The organism is Bacillus sp. YP1 (assembly GCF_000877815.1).
Taxonomy (GTDB): Bacteria; Bacillota; Bacilli; order Bacillales; family Bacillaceae; genus Bacillus; species Bacillus subtilis.
In genome coordinates this window covers 138,709-158,446 of sequence record NZ_CP010014.1, presented here as the reverse complement: position 1 = coordinate 158,446, position 19,738 = coordinate 138,709, and the positions used below count along the sequence as shown (strand labels likewise).

At 46.2% G+C, this 19,738-nt stretch carries 12 protein-coding genes; 6 read left to right on the top strand and 6 right to left on the bottom strand.

Annotation, left to right across the window (positions count from 1 at the left end; genetic code table 11):
- Positions 1-3: 3 nt before the first annotated feature.
- Together srfAA and hxlR are read right to left on the bottom strand one after the other, a co-directional pair.
- On the bottom strand, positions 4-10,767 hold the full coding sequence (gene srfAA / locus QF06_RS00700) for a surfactin non-ribosomal peptide synthetase SrfAA (RefSeq protein WP_043940047.1): 10,764 nt from the start codon (positions 10,765-10,767) through the stop codon (positions 4-6).
- 573 nt (positions 10,768-11,340) lie between these two features.
- Positions 11,341-11,703 (bottom strand): transcriptional activator HxlR, encoded by a 363-nt coding sequence (gene hxlR, locus QF06_RS00695; RefSeq protein WP_003246265.1) that lies wholly within the window; start codon positions 11,701-11,703, stop codon positions 11,341-11,343.
- A 232-nt stretch (positions 11,704-11,935) separates the two neighbouring features.
- Between hxlR and hxlA the strand changes: the two genes are divergently transcribed.
- The 5 genes from hxlA to nin all read left to right on the top strand — a co-directional run bounded on the left by hxlA (position 11,936) and on the right by nin (position 16,004).
- Positions 11,936-12,568 (top strand): 3-hexulose-6-phosphate synthase, encoded by a 633-nt coding sequence (gene hxlA, locus QF06_RS00690; protein ID WP_041850680.1) that lies wholly within the window; start codon positions 11,936-11,938, stop codon positions 12,566-12,568.
- A gap of 5 nt (positions 12,569-12,573) precedes the next feature.
- A complete protein-coding gene (gene hxlB / locus QF06_RS00685) occupies positions 12,574-13,131 on the top strand; it encodes a 6-phospho-3-hexuloisomerase (protein ID WP_041850679.1) in 558 nt (185 codons plus the stop codon).
- A gap of 109 nt (positions 13,132-13,240) precedes the next feature.
- The gene (gene tlpC / locus QF06_RS00680; RefSeq protein ID WP_021481821.1) at positions 13,241-14,962 is read left to right on the top strand and encodes a methyl-accepting chemotaxis protein TlpC; all 1,722 of its coding nucleotides are present in this window, start codon (positions 13,241-13,243) and stop codon (positions 14,960-14,962) included.
- Between the two features lie 167 nt (positions 14,963-15,129).
- Positions 15,130-15,579, top strand: coding sequence for a DNA-entry nuclease (gene nucA / locus QF06_RS00675; protein ID WP_014475770.1), 450 nt, complete (start codon positions 15,130-15,132; stop codon positions 15,577-15,579).
- 26 nt (positions 15,580-15,605) lie between these two features.
- The gene (gene nin, locus QF06_RS00670) at positions 15,606-16,004 is read left to right on the top strand and encodes a DNA-entry nuclease inhibitor (RefSeq protein ID WP_021481824.1); all 399 of its coding nucleotides are present in this window, start codon (positions 15,606-15,608) and stop codon (positions 16,002-16,004) included.
- Between the two features lie 36 nt (positions 16,005-16,040).
- Here nin and bglC read toward each other — a convergent pair whose 3' ends face one another.
- The 4 genes from bglC to QF06_RS21680 form a co-directional block, all read right to left on the bottom strand.
- Positions 16,041-17,474 (bottom strand): 6-phospho-beta-glucosidase, encoded by a 1,434-nt coding sequence (gene bglC / locus QF06_RS00665; RefSeq protein ID WP_038828490.1) that lies wholly within the window; start codon positions 17,472-17,474, stop codon positions 16,041-16,043.
- A gap of 153 nt (positions 17,475-17,627) precedes the next feature.
- Complete coding sequence (locus tag QF06_RS00660; protein WP_003246247.1) at positions 17,628-17,960, bottom strand: YckD family protein; 333 nt, start codon at positions 17,958-17,960, stop codon at positions 17,628-17,630.
- 81 nt (positions 17,961-18,041) lie between these two features.
- On the bottom strand, positions 18,042-18,497 hold the full coding sequence (locus tag QF06_RS00655; protein WP_024572178.1) for an RDD family protein: 456 nt from the start codon (positions 18,495-18,497) through the stop codon (positions 18,042-18,044).
- Positions 18,498-18,516: 19 nt separating this feature from the next.
- On the bottom strand, positions 18,517-18,714 hold the full coding sequence (locus QF06_RS21680; protein WP_120363256.1) for a hypothetical protein: 198 nt from the start codon (positions 18,712-18,714) through the stop codon (positions 18,517-18,519).
- A 160-nt stretch (positions 18,715-18,874) separates the two neighbouring features.
- Between QF06_RS21680 and QF06_RS00645 the strand changes: the two genes are divergently transcribed.
- On the top strand, positions 18,875-19,738 hold the full coding sequence (locus tag QF06_RS00645; RefSeq protein ID WP_080121173.1) for a transporter substrate-binding domain-containing protein: 864 nt from the start codon (positions 18,875-18,877) through the stop codon (positions 19,736-19,738).

Here is a 19,738-nt window from a genome sequence, read left to right as displayed (position 1 = left end):
CTATTAGAAAATTTCCATTAATTTATCCAGCTCATCCAGCGTCAAATCGTCGTCACCAAGATCACTCGGGGTCAGTTCCGTACCATCTTGAGATAGGCAATGTTCAATGATTCTGAGAAGATGCGCTTTAAAGCTGTCACTGAATGTTTGTACTGTTTTTTCATGAAATTCAAGAGAATGATAGGCCAGTGACATCGTCAGTTTTCCGTTTTCGATATATCCGACAACATCCAGCGCATTCGGTTTTTCTGTTTCAGGGCTTAATGACTGTCCTGATGGCAGCTCTGATCTCGTAAACAAACCTGCATCCGACATTTCGTCAAACTGACCTAAATAGTTGAAGCTGACATCCGGCTGAATCGAGAACGCCACATCTTCTTTATGTTCCGGTGCCGTCAGATAGCGCAGAATGCCGTATCCGACTCCCTTATTCGGCACATGTCTGATATCTTCTTTCATTTGCTTCAGCTGGTAGCCCAGATCATCCGCATGCTTCATATCGAGCACCATTGGGTACATACTTGTAAACCAGCCGACTGTGCGAGAAATGGTCAGGTCTTCTATGATTTCTTCACGTCCATGCCCCTCTAAATGAACACTTACTCGATCTTGACCCGTCCACTCCTTCATTGCCAATCCGAATGCCGTCAGCAAAATATCATTCATTTCTGTGTGATATGCCTCATGCACCTTTGTGGTGAGCTGTTCTGTCTCTTCAGCAGTCAGCGAGAATTCAATTGTCTTTGTATGTTTCATTCGCTGATCACCAGATTCGCGGTCTTTCGGAAGCTTTGCCGCAACAGCTTGTTCTTCAAGCTGTCTCCAATACTCTTTTTCTTTCAAAAAGGCTTTGGAGTTCGCGAAGTCTTGCAATCTCTCTGCATACTCTGCAAATGAATGTGTTTTCTGCGGGAGAACCGGTTCATTGCCTTGCTCAAGCTGTGTATATACCGCGGCGAAATCCTCCAGTAAAATCCGCCACGACACGCCGTCAACCACTAAGTGGTGAATGGCAAGAAGCAAGTGATCTCCGTCTTCCGCTTGGAACAAGCCTGCTTTTAACAAGCCGCCTTCCTGCAAGTCGATGCTGCTTTGCAAACGCTCCGCTTCTCTCTCTATTCGGTCTTCGTAATCTGCAGCTTGGCCCTCAATCTGGATGACCTCCAATTGAGCTGAAGCAGCTTCAAGACCTCTGTTGTATTGAATGACGTCTTCCTGTCCCTCACGATAGACCATGCGGAGCGCGTCATGATGCTCGATCAGCGCCTGCAATGTTTTCTCCACCCGTTCAGGATCAAAGCCCTTCTTGGCGTGAAGCATCACAGATTGGTTCCAGTGGTGCTTGTTCGTGAAGTTCTTTTCAAAGAACCAGCGCTGGATCGGCGTCAGGATGACTTCGCCCTCCACCGGGCCTTGGTCTGCCTGTTTGCCTTCGGCACGCTCTACATACTGGGTAAGCTCTTCGATCGTCGGGTGCTGGAAGAGATCTTTCATTTCCAGCTTCCAGCCGTGCTGGTTCAAGCGGCTCGCCATTTGAATTCCTTTGATGGAATCTCCGCCAAGCGAGAAGAAATTGTCGGTGACACCGACTTCAGACATTCCAAGCACGTCCTGCCAGATGCCGGCAAGCAGTTCTTCCATGTCGGTCGTCGGCGCTTTGTATTCTCCGCTTCCCGCTTCGATGTCCGGCTCAGGCAAGGCTTTGCGGTCCACTTTGCCGTTTGCCGTAACCGGAAGCTCGTCCAGCGTCACCCAGAACGCCGGGATCATGTAATCCGGCAGGGTTTCCTTCAGTGCTGATTTCAGTGCTTCTATGTCAGCTGATTCCGGGGTGACATACGCTGCGATCGCTGTGTTGCCACCTTTATCTTTGACAGCTGTCACCGCCGCATCCTGCACCTCAGAAAGCTGGGCGAGCTGGACTTCAATTTCTGAGAGCTCGATCCGGTAGCCGCGGACCTTGACCTGCTGGTCGATCCGGCCGATGTATTCGATGCCGCCGCCCGTCCATTTCACCAAATCGCCGGTGCGGTACATGCGCTCACCCGGCACAAACGGATCAGCGACAAACCGCTTCGCGGTTTCGTCTTCTCGATTCAGATAGCCTCGTGCCAGTCCGCGCCCCGCCACGCAAAGCTCTCCGGCTACGCCTTCCGGCTGCACCTGATTGCCCTCGCCGAGAATGTATACTCTCGTATTGGCAATGGCCCGTCCGATGGAAAGCGAGCCTTCCTCCGGATGGATTTCTGCGCTTGTGGCAACGACCGTATTTTCTGTCGGCCCGTAGTTATTGACGAGTGTGTACGGCTTTTTCACTGCGCGCTTCAGCTTGTCTCCTCCAGTGAGCAATACGCGAAGTGATGTGTTCTCAAGCTCCATGAACTGTTCCGCAAGCTGTGTCGGCAGGAACGTGATCGTTACGCCGTTCGTTTCGAAGTAATCGTTCAGGCGGACGATATCGAGGCGGATCGCTTCATCAATGACGTGAAGTTCAGCACCGATCGTCCAGGTCGGGAACATCTCCCAAATGGAAGCGTCGAACCCAAAGCCTGCGTACTTCGCACTGCGGTCCTCCGCTGTCATGCTGAACGCGTCGTGGTGCCAGAAGCACAGGTTCACAAGCGCATGGTGCTCGACCATGACACCCTTCGGCTGTCCGGTCGTTCCAGACGTGTAAATCATGTACGCCAAGTTCTCCGCAGTTACAGCCGTCTCTGGATTTCCCTCGTCGTTTTCATCAAGCGGCAGGCTTAGAATCGTGCGGCTTCCGTCGAGAAGAATGACGTCTCCTGAGAAGCTATCCGGCACTGAAATGCCTTCCTGTTTCAAGAGGAGCTTCGCGCCGCTGTCCTGTAAAATATACTCAATCCGCTGATCCGGGTAGTCAGGATCAATCGGCACAAACGCCGCTCCGGCTTTCAAGACGCCGAGCACCGCGGCGGACATTTCAAGCGACGGCTTCGTGAGAACGCCGACGCGGTCATCCGGGCTGATGCCGCAGTCCATCAGAATCCGCGCGAGACGGTTTGCCTTCGCATTCAGCTCGCCGTACGTCCAAGACTGGCCGTTGTATGTGACAGCCGGGCGGTCTTTGTGGCGCTGGACAGTCTCTTCGAATAGCTGATGAACCGTTTTGTCTGTCGGCACAGGCAGCGCCTTGCCCTTCCATGCCTCAAGAAGCGCTTGCTTTTCTGTCTCTGTGACCAGTGACAGGCTGGAAAGCGGCTGGTTCGGGTTCCCAGTAACTGCATCTAAAAGCTCCATCCAATATTGCTTCCATCGTTCAATCGTTTCCTGCTTAAACAGAGCTGTATTGTATTCGAGTACGAATGTAAGCCCTCCGTCGGTTTCGTCAACCGTCAGCGTGAGGTCAAACTTGGCTGTTTTCCGTTCAAACGGATGCGGCTCAAGCTGAATCCCTTTCATTGTTAAATCCTTTATATTCGCATTTTGCATTGAAAAAACTGCATCGAATAACGGGTTTCTGCTTGTGTCACGCTGAACTTGAACATTTCCGATCAAATCCTCAAGCGGGTAATCCTGCGCATCAAATGCGCTGAGTGCCGTTTCTTTCACTTCGTTAAGATAGTCAGCAAAGGTCTTTTCACCCTTCGGATACGTGCGAAGCGCCAATGTATTGACGAACATTCCGATGACGCGGCTGACGTCCGCTTGAGATCGTCCGGCCACAGGTGAACCGACGATGATATCGTCTTGCCCGCTAAGTTTTGATAAAAACGCACTGTATGAAGCCAGAAGCACCATGTAAAGCGTGGAATCCGTTTCTTTTGCAAGCCTGCGCAGAGCATCAGCTTTGCCTGCTTCTAATGAAAATGCAATGCGGTCTCCCTCAAATGTTTGAACGGCAGGCCGACTGTAATCAGTCGGAAGCGTCAGCACCGGCAGCTCTCCGTCCAGCTCCTTCAGCCAATGCTCTTCTTGCTTCTTGTAAAGCTCAGACTGAATGAACTGCTGCTGCCACACGGCATAATCCTTATATTGAATACGGAGCGGCTCAAGGGTTTCTCCGTCGTACAGCTTTGAAAGCTCCTCAATCAGCACACCGACAGATGCACCATCAGAAATAATATGATGCATATCGAACAGCAGCACATGCTCAGTGTCTGAATGCTTGATAAGCCCTATTCTGAACAGTGGAAGTTGGTCGATTTTGAAAGGCTTAATAAACTCAGAAACGATCCGCTCTGTCTCTTCTTCCGGGGCTTCGAAATAGGCTATCTCGCACTCAGCCTCTTCCCAGATCCGCTGCACCGTTTCTCCATCTTTTATTTCAAACGTGGTTCTCAAGGCTTCATGACGCTGCATTAACTGCTGCATGACGCTGTTAAGCCTTTCAACATCAAGCTCACCTGTCAGGCGCAGAACCGCCGGCATGTTATAGCTCGTTTGCGCATCCTCAAGCTGCTGAAGCACGTACATCCGTTTTTGCGGTGAAGAAACAGGATACGTATCTTGTTTCTCTGCCGGGCTGATACTTGCGGCTGTCCCTTTTTCAGCAGAGGCAATCACCTGTGCCAAGCCCTCAACCGTCGGTGACTGGAAGAGATCCTTGAGTGACAGCTCAACGCCCAGTTCCTGATGAACCAAGGCAAGCATCTTCATGCCTGCTAATGAATGTCCGCCAATGTCAAAGAAGTGGTCATAAGCGCCGACTTGTTCTGCCTGAAGTACCTGTGCCCAAATGTCCGCGACTTTTTGTTCCGTTCCATTGCGTGGCGCAACATATGAAACACCTCTTGAAACGTTGGCATCAGGAATCGGCAGCGCTCTCCGGTCAATTTTTCCGTTCCCTGTCAGCGGCAGCTCGTCCATTTGGATAAACACCGCAGGAACCATATATGCCGGCAAGTCCTTCGCAGCATGCTCTCTCATCTCTTGTGATGAGATGTCTCCTTCTCCGACATAGTAAGCACACAACAGTTTATCTCCCGCTCCTTGATCAACGGCAAGCACAACACTTTCCTGAACACGATCATGGGTTTGCAGCTGATGTTCGATTTCTCCAAGCTCGATGCGCTGTCCGCGAATCTTCACCTGATGGTCGATTCGCCCGATAAATTCGATGTCGCCATTCGGCAGCCATCTCGCAAGGTCTCCCGTTTTATACATGCGTTCGCCGGATGTAAACGGATGGGGAACAAATTTCTCCTCAGTCAGTTCTGGACGGTTGTAATAGCCTTTCACGAGTCCTTCGCCGCTGACGCAAAGCTCTCCGGCAATCCCGGCAGGCTGCACGTGTCCCGTACGGTCAAGAATGTATACTTCCGTATTGCTGACCGGTTTTCCAATCGGAACAGACAGCGTGTGCTCCTCCAATTCATCAACCGGATGATACGTCGCGAAAACCGTGCTTTCAGACGGTCCATACATATGAAGGAGCTTGCCCTTTCCAACCGTTTGCAAAGCTTTTCTGACATGCTCAACCGAAGCCCGTTCCCCGCCAAACATAATCTTGCGAAGCGTTGACAAGCATGCCGGATTCAAGTCCACAAGCAAGTGGAACAAAGCGGTTGTAATCATGAGAATGCTGATGTTCTCCCGTTCAATGACGCGGGACAGGCGAGCCATGTCCAAAACGGTTTCCTTCGGTATCAGCACCAGCTTGGCTCCGTTTAACAAAGAGCCGAACATATCGAACATAAACGCGTCAAACACGTAATTGGAAAGACCGAGAATCGTATCCTGTTCTGTAATGCTGAGATAATTCGTTTCCTTCACCGTGCGGAGAATATTGGCATGTGTCACGATATTCCCCTTAGGTGTTCCAGTCGTTCCGGAAGTATACGTCAGGTTGGCCATTGCTGCAGAATCAAGAGGCAGTGCGAGATTTCGCGCATCGGCATGATAGCTTTCTTCCTCATCGGCTAGCACGATAACGCCCTTAAATTCCGCTTCTTCCGCCAAAGCCTTTAATTTCCTCTGAGTGAGAAGCACCTTTGCTCCGCTGTCACGGAAGAAATGCTGCATCCGCTGAATCGGATGTTCCGGATCGATCGGAACATAAGCCGAACCTGATTTTAATACTGCCAAGATCGACACAATCATATCCATTGACCGCTCGCATAAGACAGCCGCAGTTCTGCCTTCGCCAGCTCCAAGAGAAAGAATGCCGCGGGCTAAACGATTGGCCCGTTCATTCAGTTCACGATAAGTGAGTGATTCGCCTTCATATTGAAGCGCAGTGTGGTCTGGCGTATTCGCCGCTTGCTCCTCAAACAGCTGAACAATTGTTTTATCTTTCGGATAAGGTGTTCTGCCCGGGTTAAACTGCTGAATTTGCGAAGCAGCCTCCTCTTCAGAAAGAAGCTTATACTCAGAAATCGGCTTCTCTGGATCAGCCGCAGCATCTTCAAGCAAACGCGCAAAATGCGTAAGCAGCCTGTCTGCCGTGCTTTGTTTAAACAGCTTTGTGCTGTAATCCACATCAATCTCAATGCCTTCATCGGTTTCTCTCGCCTGCACCGTCAAATCAAATTTGGCAATCTTGAAATTGGTCTCTTGAACAGACAAGGAAAGATCGCCGACAGCCGGAATGCCCTCTGTCGCGTTTTGAAGGCTGAACATCGTGTCAAACAGCGGATGCCTGCTAACATCACGCGGGATGTTCAAATCTTCAACAAGCCACTCAAACGGATAGTCCTGATGAGAAAAGGCATCCAGCACCCGTTTGCGGACACGCGAGATCAATTGGGTAAACGTCTCATTCTGCTTCACCTCACTGCGAATCGCAAGCGTATTGACGAACATCCCGATAATGCCCTCTGTATCGGAGTGATTTCTGCCCGCTGACGGTGTCCCGACAATGATGTCATCCTGCCCCGTATACTTTGACAAAAGCGTATAGTAAGCGGAAAGCATCACCATATATAAAGTGGCGCCGTTTTGTTCAGCCAAACGATTGAGGCGATCCTTTACCCCCGCATCCAGCTTGATTGACACCCGATCCCCTTCAAAGCTTTGAACAGGTGGTCTTGGGTAATCGGACAGAAGCTGAAGCACCGGGAGCTCGCCTGCAAAGACTTCCTTCCAATAAGCCTGGTCCTTCTTGTACCCTTCAGCAGCCTGTCTGCTTTGCCATACAGCGTAGTCCTTATACTGGAGACGAAGATCAGGAAGCTGTTCGCCTTTATAAATGCGTGCTAACTCCTCCAGCATAATGCCAATGGATACACCGTCAGAAATCAAATGGTGCATGTCAAACAGCAGCATATGACGGTTCTCTTCAAGCCCCAGCAAACCGATTCTGAACAGCGGAGCTTTCGCCAAATCAAATGTCCGAACGAATGAAGCCATAATTGCCTCATCTGAGCGGCCGCCTCTTTCAATCATTTCGATGTTGAAATCAACGCTATCGTGAATTTTCTGTCTCGGCGTGCTGTTTTCAAGAACAAATGATGTTCTCAATGACTCGTGGCGTCGGATTAATCCCTGAAATGCGCGCTCCAGCTTTTGAATATCTAAAGGCCCTTCCAGAATTGCTGCTGCTGGCATGTTATAGCCGACTCCCGCATCCTCGAACTGGCTGACGATATATGTTCGCTGCTGTGCCAATGAAAGCGGGTAATGCTCCTGTTTTTCAGCAGGTTCAATCACCGCAAAAGCTTTGCTTTCTCTGTGATCAGCTTCCTCTGCAAGAGCCGTAATCGTCGGATGCTCAAACAAAAATTGAAGCGGAATCTCAATGCCTGTTTCCTTATGAATCTTTGTTAAAAGGGTCATGGCTTTTAATGAATGTCCGCCAGTTTCAAAGAAATTGTCAAAGATCCCCGCCTTCTCAACGTTCAGCACGTCCTGCCAAATGGCTGCGATTGCTTTTTCAGTCTCATTTCGCGGCGCTGTATAGGCAGTGCCGCTGACAGCCTTCACCTCTAGTGCAAACAGCTTGCGGCGGTCGACTTTGCCGCTTGGTGTAAGCGGAATTTCTGTCACTTCTGTAAAGTAAGCCGGCACCATATAGTCAGGAAGCTGTCTGGCCGCATGCTCCCTCAAACCGGCTGGCGCAAATTCGCTTCCAGGCTTCTGCACAACATATGCGCAAACCTCAAGATTTCCCTGTTCGTCAGGGCGTGCCAAAACAACGGCTTTTGCAACGTCTGGCGCCTGCTGAATCACGGCTTCAATTTCCCCAAGCTCAATCCGGTATCCGCGGACTTTGACCTGGTCATCCTCTCTGCCTAAATATTCGATTGTTCCATCTGGAAGCCAGCGCACCACGTCCCCGGTCCGGTACATGCGATCGCCCGGCACGAATGGATCTTGTAAAAACTTCTCTTCCGTTAATTCAGGCAAATGTAAATAGCCTCGGCCCACACCGTCTCCCGCGATATAAAGCTCACCCGCCACGCCTTCAGGCTGCAGCCGGCCTTTTTGATCCAAAATATATAAGCGGTTATTCCCCAGCGCTTTCCCGATCGGCACATACGCTGATTGAACTGCATTCTCAGGGATAACCGGATGAACAGACGCGTCAACGCACGTTTCAGTCGGCCCGTACACATTAGTCAAACGCGGCGCTGTGCCGGCTTCTTTAAACAGCTTCAGCAGCTTGTCCGCAACAACAGATGACAGGCCTTCTCCTCCGATCAGCATGTGCTTCAGTTTTAGGCCTTCAAAATCGCCTGCTGCTGCCAGCATTTGCAAATGAGCCGGTGTTCCGTCCGTCGCCTCAATGCTGTTCTTCCGATAATATGCAGTAAGGGCGGCCCCGTTCGTCACTGTTTTCTTCGGTACGATATAAAGGGTTTGGCCCAAAAGAAGCGACGCGAAGATCTGCTTCACTGACGCATCAAAGTGGAACGGCGCAAGCAATGCCATCCGCAGGGTTTGGCTGCCGCTTTGATAAATCGTCTGCTGCAGAGATTCAACCAAATGATGAACCTGGCGATGCTCGATCATAACGCCTTTCGGGCGTCCGGTTGTTCCCGATGTGTAAATAATGTAGGCAAGGTTCCGAGCGTTCACATCTGCATTCAGGCTTTCTTCTGCACCTTCCTCAATCGCCTGATCTAAGTCAATCAGCTCAGCATCGGCTTCAGGCGCCGCAACCTTCGATTCAGTCAGGATGAAATCCGCCCCGCAGTCCTCCAAAATATATTGAATGCGCTCAGCAGGAAAACCCGGATCAATCGGCACATAGGCTCCGCCGGCTTTTAAAATTCCCATGATAGCTGTAATCATCCGTTCAGAGCGTTCAATCAAAACCGCGACAGGACTGTCCGGGCCAACCCCTTTCTGTTTCAGCACATTGGCGATGCGTGCAGATTGCTCATGTAACGTTCGATAGGACAATGTGCGATCTTCAAATACAACCGCTGGATGATCAGAAAGCAGTTCAGCCTTTTCTTGGAACAGCTCTGGTATCGTCATGTCCTTACGGTAGCTCACAGATTTACCGCCGGCCCTCGCAAGCAGCTTCTCTTTCTCCGCATCAGAAATCAGTGTTAATTCATCAATTGTATGTTCTGGATGCGTTAACGCGTTCTCCAGCATGGTAATCATGCGCTCACAAATCATGTTGATTTCTTCACGTGAAAATAAATCAGTGCGGTAATCAAAATCTATGGTGAGTTTCCCAGTATCCCATCGATCCTTTACATGAATTGAGACATCATTTAATCCGCTGCCGCTGAAAATCGGCTCAGTCAAAAAGGCAAGATCCTCTTCTTTCTGCCACTGCATCACTTGATATTCAAGAGAAACCGTGAACAGCTTGGTCAGAGAGCTCTTTGTTTCACGCAAATCGTTGATTAGGAGATTATACGGATACTTTTGGTGGCGAAGTGTCTTCATCAGATCCTTCATCCGGTCTTTGACAAATTCTGAAAACGCCTGCCCGCCGTCAATGTTTGTCCGAAGCGGAACCGTAGAAACAAACATGCCAAGCATCTGCTTCTCTTTCGCATTTGTCCGGTTGCCCATAAATGTTCCCGTCACAACATCATTCTGGCCGCTGACCCTGTACAAATAGGCGGCGAGCAGCGATTGAAATACCGAAAGAACACTGACTTTATTCGCCTCACAAAACGACAGAATCTGCTGATGAAGCGCTTCAGGCACATCTTTAGAGAACCTCTCAGCATCTAAACTTCCCCCTGCGGATGCATTCCGTTTCAAGGAAACAAGTTCAGGCACCGATTCAAATTGTTTGTTCCAAAACGCCTTGTCCTTTTCAAACCGCTTCGATTGAGCATATTCCTGTTCAGATAAAACATGATCGATAAATGAATGCGAGATTCCTTCTTTTGTCTCTGAGCCGCTGGCTAATTCTAAATAAATGTGCATGATCGCATTCCCGAGAATATTCATGGAGATACCATCAGAAATCACGTGATGAACATTTGCGTAAAACCACACTTCATTTTCCTTTATGGTGAACAAGGAAAAACGGAACAAATCACAATCGTATAGCGGCAAAGGTTTCTTCGTTTCCTCCCGGCTCCATTGTGAAATAAACTCTATCGCATTCGGATCTTCAGTAGTGTCAGTATGTTTTATATCAACAGGCCGATACTCGCTAATATATTGAACAGGCTCCCCGTTTTCATCTAGCCGCAACCGAAGGCGCATGGCGTCATTTCTGCGAATAAACTCTTGAATCGCCTGCTCAACAAGCACATAATCAATCGCATCAGCTGAAACCAGCTTACCAATCCCCGCAAGATTTGAAATGCTCGTGTGAGGATAAAATTTTTCTGTGTACCAAATTCGTTTTTGTGCATCCGTTAAAGGGTAAAAAGTTATTTCCATATTGTCATACCTCCCCTAATCTTTATAAGCAGTGAACATGTGCAACGCATTTTCTCTTTCTTATCCATATCAGCTTTTAATTCTTATGAACTAACAGCCGAAATAGCCCAAAGTACTACACTTAAAAAGCAGTGCTTCCAATCAAAAAACAGATGGCCGCTATTAAAGCAGGCTGCCGTCAGTCAGCATTGCGGCGTTTAACATAAGCGGATAAAGACCGCAAGACCCCACCCTAATAAGAAACCAATTTTGGCTATTTATTCATTGTTTTCAATATTTTTTATCTTTCTACCGTTCAGTTTAAATGAAAAAAATGTTTTTATCACCGAAAAATGGGTGAAAAGTTTCATGCGGGATGCCGAAAGATTCCAGTTTATTTACAGCAATATTTTTTGCGGGATGCCGCAATCATTTCCACTAAACATTATTTACAGAAAAATAAAAATTTTTAAACCAAACTGCTGCGTTCAATCTTTTTTTATTGCTGAATGCAATTTACAATCTTTACATGACTATGTGTACCGCGCAAAAACCGAAAAAAAGGCAAAAAAAGACACCCTTGCGAAGAGCGTCTTACAACGATTCTTTCATGACATTTTTGTCGATATCAATCAATTCCATATAGCCTTTCCCCCACTCATACATGGCTTCAAGAATAGGCATGAGGCTTTCTCCGTGCGGGGTCAGAGAATATTCAACCTTCGGCGGGACAACTGGATACACTTCCCTGTGAACAATCATATCCTGCTCAAGCTCTCTCAGCTGATTCACGAGGATCTTCTGCGTAATATCAGGAATCAATGTTTTTAATTCATTGAACCGTTTTGTGCCTTCTTTTCCTAAATGCCATAAAATGAGCATTTTCCATTTACCGCCAATCACTGCAAGCGTTAATTCCTTCTCACAATTAAACCTTTTGTCGTCCATCCGGCTCAATAGAATCCCCCCCTTAGTAACCTTTTTGTATGTTAGATACGTATCATCACTTACTTACTTTTTTGCAGACTCTTTTTTCATTATACTCACTCATAAAATCAAGCGAAAGAAATCTGATTGTCTCTCCTCACAGTATCCTCCAAGTAACTTGTTGACTTCAAAGTGCCTACTTCTCAACAAAAGAAGGAACCTATAGAATGAACAATAATTCGAAAAAGGGAGTGGATCAACAATGGAATTACAGCTTGCATTAGACCTCGTCAACATCCCGGAAGCCATTGAGCTTGTCAAAGAGGTAGAACAATACATCGACGTAGTTGAAATCGGAACACCGGTCGTCATCAATGAAGGCCTAAGAGCCGTTAAAGAAATAAAAGAAGCATTTCCTCAATTGAAGGTTCTTGCAGACCTGAAAATCATGGATGCCGGAGGCTACGAAATTATGAAAGCGTCGGAAGCAGGCGCTGACATCATCACCGTTTTAGGGGCTACAGACGACGCAACGATTAAAGGCGCAGTAGAAGAAGCCAAAAAACAAAAGAAGAAAATCTTAGTGGACATGATTAACGTGAAAGATATCGAGACCCGTGCGCAAGAAATTGACGCACTCGGTGTTGACTACATCTGCGTCCACACTGGCTATGATCTTCAAGCAGAGGGCAAGAACTCTTTCGAAGAATTAACGACAATCAAAAACACCGTAAAAAACGCAAAAACCGCAATCGCGGGCGGCATCAAACTTGATACACTACCAGAAGTGATCCAGCAAAAGCCTGACCTTGTCATTGTCGGGGGCGGAATTACAAGCGCAGCTGATAAAGCGGAAACAGCTTCAAAAATGAAGCAGCTGATTGCCCAAGGATAACTCCGATGAAAACGACTGAATACGTAGCGGAAATTCTCAATGAGTTACACCGTTCAGCAGCTTATATTTCTAATGAAGAGGCTGACCAGCTTGCCGATCACATTCTTTCATCCCACCAAATTTTCACTGCGGGTGCGGGGCGGTCTGGCCTGATGGCAAAATCCTTCGCGATGAGATTGATGCACATGGGCTTCAACGCCCATATAGTAGGTGAGATTCTCACTCCGCCGCTCGCCGAAGGAGATCTAGTTATTATCGGCTCAGGATCAGGCGAGACAAAGAGCTTGATTCATACCGCAGCAAAAGCAAAAAGCTTACACGGAATTGTTGCCGCTTTAACCATCAATCCGGAATCAAGCATCGGAAAACAAGCGGACCTCATCATCAGAATGCCTGGTTCTCCTAAAGATCAGTCAAACGGAAGCTATAAAACCATTCAGCCAATGGGAACATTATTTGAACAAACTTTGCTGCTATTTTATGATGCAGTGATTTTAAAACTCATGGAGAAAAAAGCACTCGATTCTGAAACTATGTTCACTCACCACGCAAACCTTGAATAGCATCACACAACCGGCCTGAAAATCAGGCCGGTTTTATTTTTTAAAAATAAAACTTTAAACCCAAAAACCCGATAAGTAATATGACCTATATATCATAAAAGGAGGAATTATGTTGATAAAACGATTTAAGATGAAGCTAGGAACTAAAATTCTTTGCCTCGTTTTCGTGGTGATTCTTTTGTTTTCGGCATCAGTTGGCACTGTGATGCTTAAAGAAATTACAGAAAGCATGAAACAAATGGCAACTGAAAAAGCGAAAGGTGATCTCGCTTTAAGCAGCACATATATTGATGATGTCATGTCAGGCGACTGGCAGGTGAAAAACAATAAGCTCTATAAAGGGCAAACACAAATCAATGGAAATGAAGATATTGTTGATCTGCTTGGTGAAAAAACAGGTGATACCATTACCATTTTCCAAGGCGATACTCGTGTTGCAACCAATGTCATGAAGAATGGCGAAAGAGCTGTCGGCACCCAGGCTTCTTCTGAAGTTATTGCCGCTGTTTTAAAGAAAGGAAAGCGTTTTTACGGACAAGCAGATGTAGCAGGTTCTTCTTATCAGACTGCATACATGCCGTTAAAAGATCAAAATGGGAACATCATCGGCATGCTGTATACCGGAGCTAATCAAAGTATTTTAGCATCACTTACACAATCACTTTTCACTCAATTCGCTATCGTTCTTGTTATCGTCATTATAGTATCAGTCATCCTTGTTTTGGTTTTCACCAGAAAAATCAACAAGCGGCTGAACGCTTTAAAAAGCGCCTTTGAAAGTGCCGGAAACGGAGATATGACAATAGAGGTGTCAGACAAAACCGGTGACGAGCTTTCAGAACTAAGCGTCTATTATAATAAGATGAGAATGAAGCTGAACGATACCATACAAACCGTACAACAATCAGCCCTTCAGCTTGCGTCAGCCTCTCAGCAGCTCTCAGCCGGAGCAGAGGAAACAAATCAAGCTTCAGAAAAAATCACAGAAGCTGTACAGCAGATTGCAAATGGAGCCCAAGATCAGATCACCCGAATTGAAAACAGTGAAAGCTCATTAAAACAAGCTTCAGCAGACATCCGGGATATTTCTGCAAATACTGCCGCTATCGCTGACAAAGGGCAGCTCGCGCAATCAAAAGCAGACATTGGACAAAAGGAAATTGCAAATGTACAGGCGCAAATGGATGCGATTCACCAGTCAATTCAGAAAAGCGGAGAAATCATACACCAGTTAGACGGCCGCTCTAAACAAATTGAGCAAATTTTATCGGTCATCACCCAAATTGCCGATCAGACAAACCTGCTTGCGCTGAATGCAGCGATTGAAGCTGCCAGAGCCGGTGAACAAGGAAAAGGCTTTGCTGTTGTTGCTGATGAAGTACGTAAATTAGCGGAAGAGTCTCAACAGTCTGCGGGACAGATTTCAAAACTGATCATAGAAATACAAAAGGATATGAACCGGTCTGCAAGATCTGTTGAGCATGTGAAAACAGAAGCTGCAGAAGGAGTCACCATGATCCAGCGCACCAGAGATGCATTTAAGGAAATTGCAGCTGCAACAGGTGAAATCAGCGCCGAGATTAGTGATTTATCAGCATCTGTAACAAACATTTCAGCCAGTGCACATCAAATAAATGATTCCTTTGCAGCCAATACGGCCGACATTAAAGAATCTACTAAAAATACCCGGCAAGCGGCTGCATTAACAGAGGAGCAATTTGCTGCAATGGAGGAGATTACCGCAGCTTCTGAAACACTTTCTCAATTAGCTGAGGAGCTTACCGGTATCATAAGCCAATTTAAAATGATTAATCAAGCCGAAAACGGCTGATGACTTACTATCATTATTGTAAATTGGCAATCGTATTTTGCTGAAAACAAATATTTCGTTCTGCTAAAATTACGATTTCTGCAATAAACTGAGCGTAAAACATAAAATTTAAACCTTTACACCAAATGCTTTCTGGATTACTCTTGTGTCAGTTTTAAAAGCGGGAGGTGAACATCACGACGGACATCATAAAAACAATACTTCTCGTCATCGTCATCATAGCAGCTGCAGCTGTCGGCCTGATAAAAGGAGACTTTTTCTCAGCTGATCAAAAAACGTCTCAAACGAAAGAATATGATGAAACAATCGCCTTCCCTTCTGACCGTTATCCCGAAACGGCCAAGCATATTAAGGATGCGATAAATGAGGGGCACTCAGAGGTGTGCACTATCGACAGAGACGGAGCTGAGGAACGCCGCGAGCAATCATTAAAGGACGTACCTTCCAAAAAGGGGTATGACAGAGATGAATGGCCAATGGCCATGTGCAAAGAAGGCGGTGAGGGAGCTTCTGTAGAATACATTTCTCCCGCTGACAACCGCGGAGCAGGCTCTTGGGTCGGGCATCAGCTTACCGATTACCCAGACGGCACAAAGGTTTTATTCACAATTCAGTAAACAGTACATAGAGGAGGAACAGCACATTGATCAAATCATGGAAGCCGCAAGAACTTTCGATTTCATATCATCAATTTACTGTATTTCAAAAGGATTCTACACCTCCTGTAATGGATTGGACTGACGAAGCGATTGAAAAAGGATATGCTGCGGCAGACGGAGCCATTTCCTTTGAGGCACAGCGAAATACAAAGGCCTTTATTCTTTTGCGCCTGAACAGTTCAGAAACAGTAAACTCCTACGAAAAAAAAGTGACTGTTCCTTTTCATGTCACAGAAAACGGAATTCATATTGAAAGCATTATGTCTAAAAGACTGTCCTTTGATCTGCCTAAAGGAGACTATCAATTGACATGTTGGACTGTGCCGGCTGAAATGTCAGATTTGCACGCCGACACTTATATTATTGATGCTGTTTCTGTGTAATGAAAAACCCCTGAGAGAATAACTCTCAGGGACTCTTTATAAACTTTCTCCGTTTGTCTTGATGACATCTTGATACCAATAAAAGCTTTTTTTCTTCAAGCGTTTTAAATCGGATGTGCTTTCTTCATCACGATTGACATATACAAATCCGTATCTTTTTTGGTAGCCGTTCAGCCAGCTTAACAGATCAGTAAACGACCAGCTGCAATAGCCGATTAAATCGACACCGTCACTGATGGCTTGTCTGCATTGCTCAAGATGCGAACGCAAATAATCAATTCGATAATCATCCTGTACAGTGCCGTCCTCAACTTTATCAAATTCACCCAAACCGTTCTCTGTTATAAACACTGGAAGCTGATAGCGGCTTGTTATTCGGCGAAGACCGATACGCAGCCCAATTGGGTCAATTGTCCAATCCCAGTTGCTCGTTGTCAGATGCGGATTTTTTTTCGTTTTGAACACTCCGGGTATCCCCGTCTCTTGATTGGTTCCCTTTTGGCCTGTCGTATTCATTTTCCCTTCTGACACACCATCAAGCGGATTTCGTTCATAGGTGATCGTCTGATAATAATTGACACCTACAAAATCAGGCTTCCCTTTGGCGAGCAGGTCCATATCCTCTGCTTCAATTGTCGGCGCCCATCCCTGTTTTTCCAAGTAGCGGAATGGAATTTGCGGGTAGGTTCCCCAGCAATACATGTCAAGCCACCAATTGTTCGTAAATTCTTCGGCGTTTTCAAATGCCAGTATATCCTCTGGATGGCTTGATAAAGGGTAAGCCGGAGAATAAGCAAAGCTAGGACCTATTTTGCCTTCAGGCACATATTCTCTAAATGATTCGATGGCTTTTGCATTAGCCAGAAACGCAATATGGTTTGCTTCGTAAAATCGTTTTCTGTCTTTCACTCCAGGCGGATGCATGGCTGTAATAAATCCGTGATTAAAATTGTAGTTCTGTTCGTTTAACGTAACCCAATATTTCACCCTGTCTCCAAAACGTTTATAAAGAGTAATACAGTAGTGATTAAAATCCTCTATGATGTTTCTGGATTCAAACCCGCCGTATTCGTCCATAAGCGCTTGAGGCAAATCCCAGTGATATAAAGTCAGAACCGGCTCGATGTGATGAGAAAGCAATTCATCAATCAGTCTATCGTAAAACGCTAGACCTGCTTCATTGATCTCTCCTTTTCCTTTTGGAAAAACCCGTGGCCAGCTGACGGAAAATCGATATGCTTTTAACCCCATCTCAGCCATCAGAGCGACATCTTCTTTAAATCGGTGATAATGGTCAACCGCAATGTCGCCATTGGTTCCTTTAAACGTTTTGCCCGGTATTTTCGTAAACACATCCCAAACAGAAGGGCCTTTGCCATCTTCATTCCAAGCGCCTTCAATCTGGTACGCTGCAGAAGCAGAGCCCCACAAAAAATGTTTCGGAAAAGATTCTGGATGCCGGTGGATCATAGTGTTTATCACTCCTGAATTATTTGATAAACCTATCATAGGCTATGAAACGCGTTTCATATCAACTCGATGTTAGTCGCGGAACAGCTCAGCTAATATTGCCTACCTGTAAATAACGCAAAAGCACCCAATTCCAATTGGATGCTTTCCATCTTAATGTCTTTTTTCAAATTTATGCGGATGAGGATGGTGCTTTGGAACAAAGCCGTTTTGTTTCATCATTTCAAAGTGTTTGTCCAAGTGATTTTTGATGTGTTCTCCTCTTTCTTTAGGCAGGATACCGTATTGTACATACTTTGAGATCACGTCTTTGCGCTTTTTAAGAATCTCTGCTTCCAGTTGTTCAATCTCTTTCTTTTGCTGATCTGTCAGTGTAACATTTGCGGGAGACTGCTGCTGTTTTTCAGCGGCCTCAGCTGTACCGGTCAGAGAAATGACAGCCGCTGCAATGAACATTGTGATAATGTTGATGGTTATTCGTTTCATCCAGTTTATTCCTCCAATCCTATTTTTCATATGTTTTGCTGCCTTGTATTTTTTATGCATAAAAATAAAAAGAGCGAACCATTATTCGCTCTTTCTAATCTCTTCGTCAGCATTAAGTTCTTCTTCACCTGGTGTCGCATAAGTGACATATGTTCCCGCGATTAAATCATGCAGGGTCCGTTTGTCTTCTCGTACGGCAATCAGAATCAGGCTGGCGATCAAGCCGAGTCCGAAGGTTATACAGTAAACCAGGCCGGCTACAATAACCCGTAAAAACATTGTTAACAGACTGACCTGTGATCCGTCTTTTTTTACGATTCTGATTCCGCAGATCCTTTTTCCGATAAGATAACCGCGCCAAAACACCGGCAGCAAAATAGAATACAGTAGAACAACCAAACTGATGAACATGCTGTCGTTTGGGTCTTTTCCTGTAATCAGCCAATAGATCAGCAAAAGCGGCACGGAGACTATAATATAGTCTAACAATGCAGCTCCAAGTCTGATCCAAAATCCGGCTGGTTTGTAAATATTCATTTGACTCCCCCATTATGGTTTAAATGTTTCCGTTTTCTTTCTCATCGAATATATCATATGCCTTAGGGGCATCAGCAAGACTTAAATTTATTCTGAAGATCGATTTCATGCTTCTTGACCATTTCTTACGGTATTGGCATAGAGGAATAACGGATCTACTGCATCCTTCACGTCCACATGTGTTTCCTTGGTACGTCGGGCAATCATCCTTGGACAACTCCTTTGTTCATCACCAATTCCCTTCATAGCCGCTATTAAACACCCACTATGCCTTTTGTATACACAATTCGAACTTTTTGAAAACGCGATCAACATATTGCAACCCCTTATGTTCAATGCTATCTTTTTAGTTGATTAACAGATTGGGGGAACTATAGGTGAAATCATTCATGCAATCCAAAGCCGTTATATTCAGTTTCACAATGGCTTTCTTTCTTATATTGGCAGCCTGTTCCGGCAAAAATGAAGCCGATTCCAAGGATACAGGCTGGGAGCAAATCAAGGACAAAGGGAAAATCGTAGTCGCTACATCAGGTACGCTTTATCCCACTTCTTATCATGATACCGACTCTGGCTCCGATAAGCTGACGGGCTACGAGGTTGAAGTCGTTCGTGAAGCGGCAAAACGCCTGGGACTGAAGGTTGAGTTCAAGGAGATGGGCATTGACGGGATGCTGACAGCGGTGAACAGCGGACAGGTTGACGCAGCCGCGAATGACATCGATGTGACGAAGGACCGCGAGAAGAAGTTCGCATTTTCTACTCCATATAAATATTCATACGGTACGGCAATTGTCCGAAAAGACGATTTATCAGGGATTAAAACGCTTAAGGATTTAAAAGGGAAGAAAGCGGCTGGCGCGGCTACAACCGTCTACATGGAGGTCGCGAGAAAATACGGCGCCAAAGAAGTGATTTATGATAATGCGACGAATGAGCAATATTTAAAAGATGTTGCCAACGGACGCACTGACGTCATTTTAAACGACTATTACCTGCAGACACTTGCGCTCGCGGCATTCCCGGATCTCAACATTACAATTCATCCTGACATCAAGTACATGCCGAACAAACAGGCCCTTGTCATGAAAAAAAGCAATGAGGCACTTCAGAAAAAGATGAACGAAGCATTGAAAGAGATGAGCAAGGATGGCTCTTTGACTAAACTGTCGAAACAATTCTTCAATAAAGCAGATGTATCAAAAAAAATTGATGCCGACGTTCAGGACGTTGATTTGTAA

Coding starts and splice junctions, on each gene's coding strand:
- srfAA (WP_043940047.1), bottom strand. CDS start 10,767: ATGGAAATAACTTTTTACCCTTTAACGGATGCACAAAAACGAATTTGG.
- hxlA (WP_041850680.1), top strand. CDS start 11,936: ATGGAATTACAGCTTGCATTAGACCTCGTCAACATCCCGGAAGCCATT.
- hxlB (WP_041850679.1), top strand. CDS start 12,574: ATGAAAACGACTGAATACGTAGCGGAAATTCTCAATGAGTTACACCGT.
- tlpC (WP_021481821.1), top strand. CDS start 13,241: ATGTTGATAAAACGATTTAAGATGAAGCTAGGAACTAAAATTCTTTGC.
- bglC (WP_038828490.1), bottom strand. CDS start 17,474: ATGATCCACCGGCATCCAGAATCTTTTCCGAAACATTTTTTGTGGGGC.
- QF06_RS00660 (WP_003246247.1), bottom strand. CDS start 17,960: ATGAAACGAATAACCATCAACATTATCACAATGTTCATTGCAGCGGCT.
- QF06_RS00655 (WP_024572178.1), bottom strand. CDS start 18,497: ATGAATATTTACAAACCAGCCGGATTTTGGATCAGACTTGGAGCTGCA.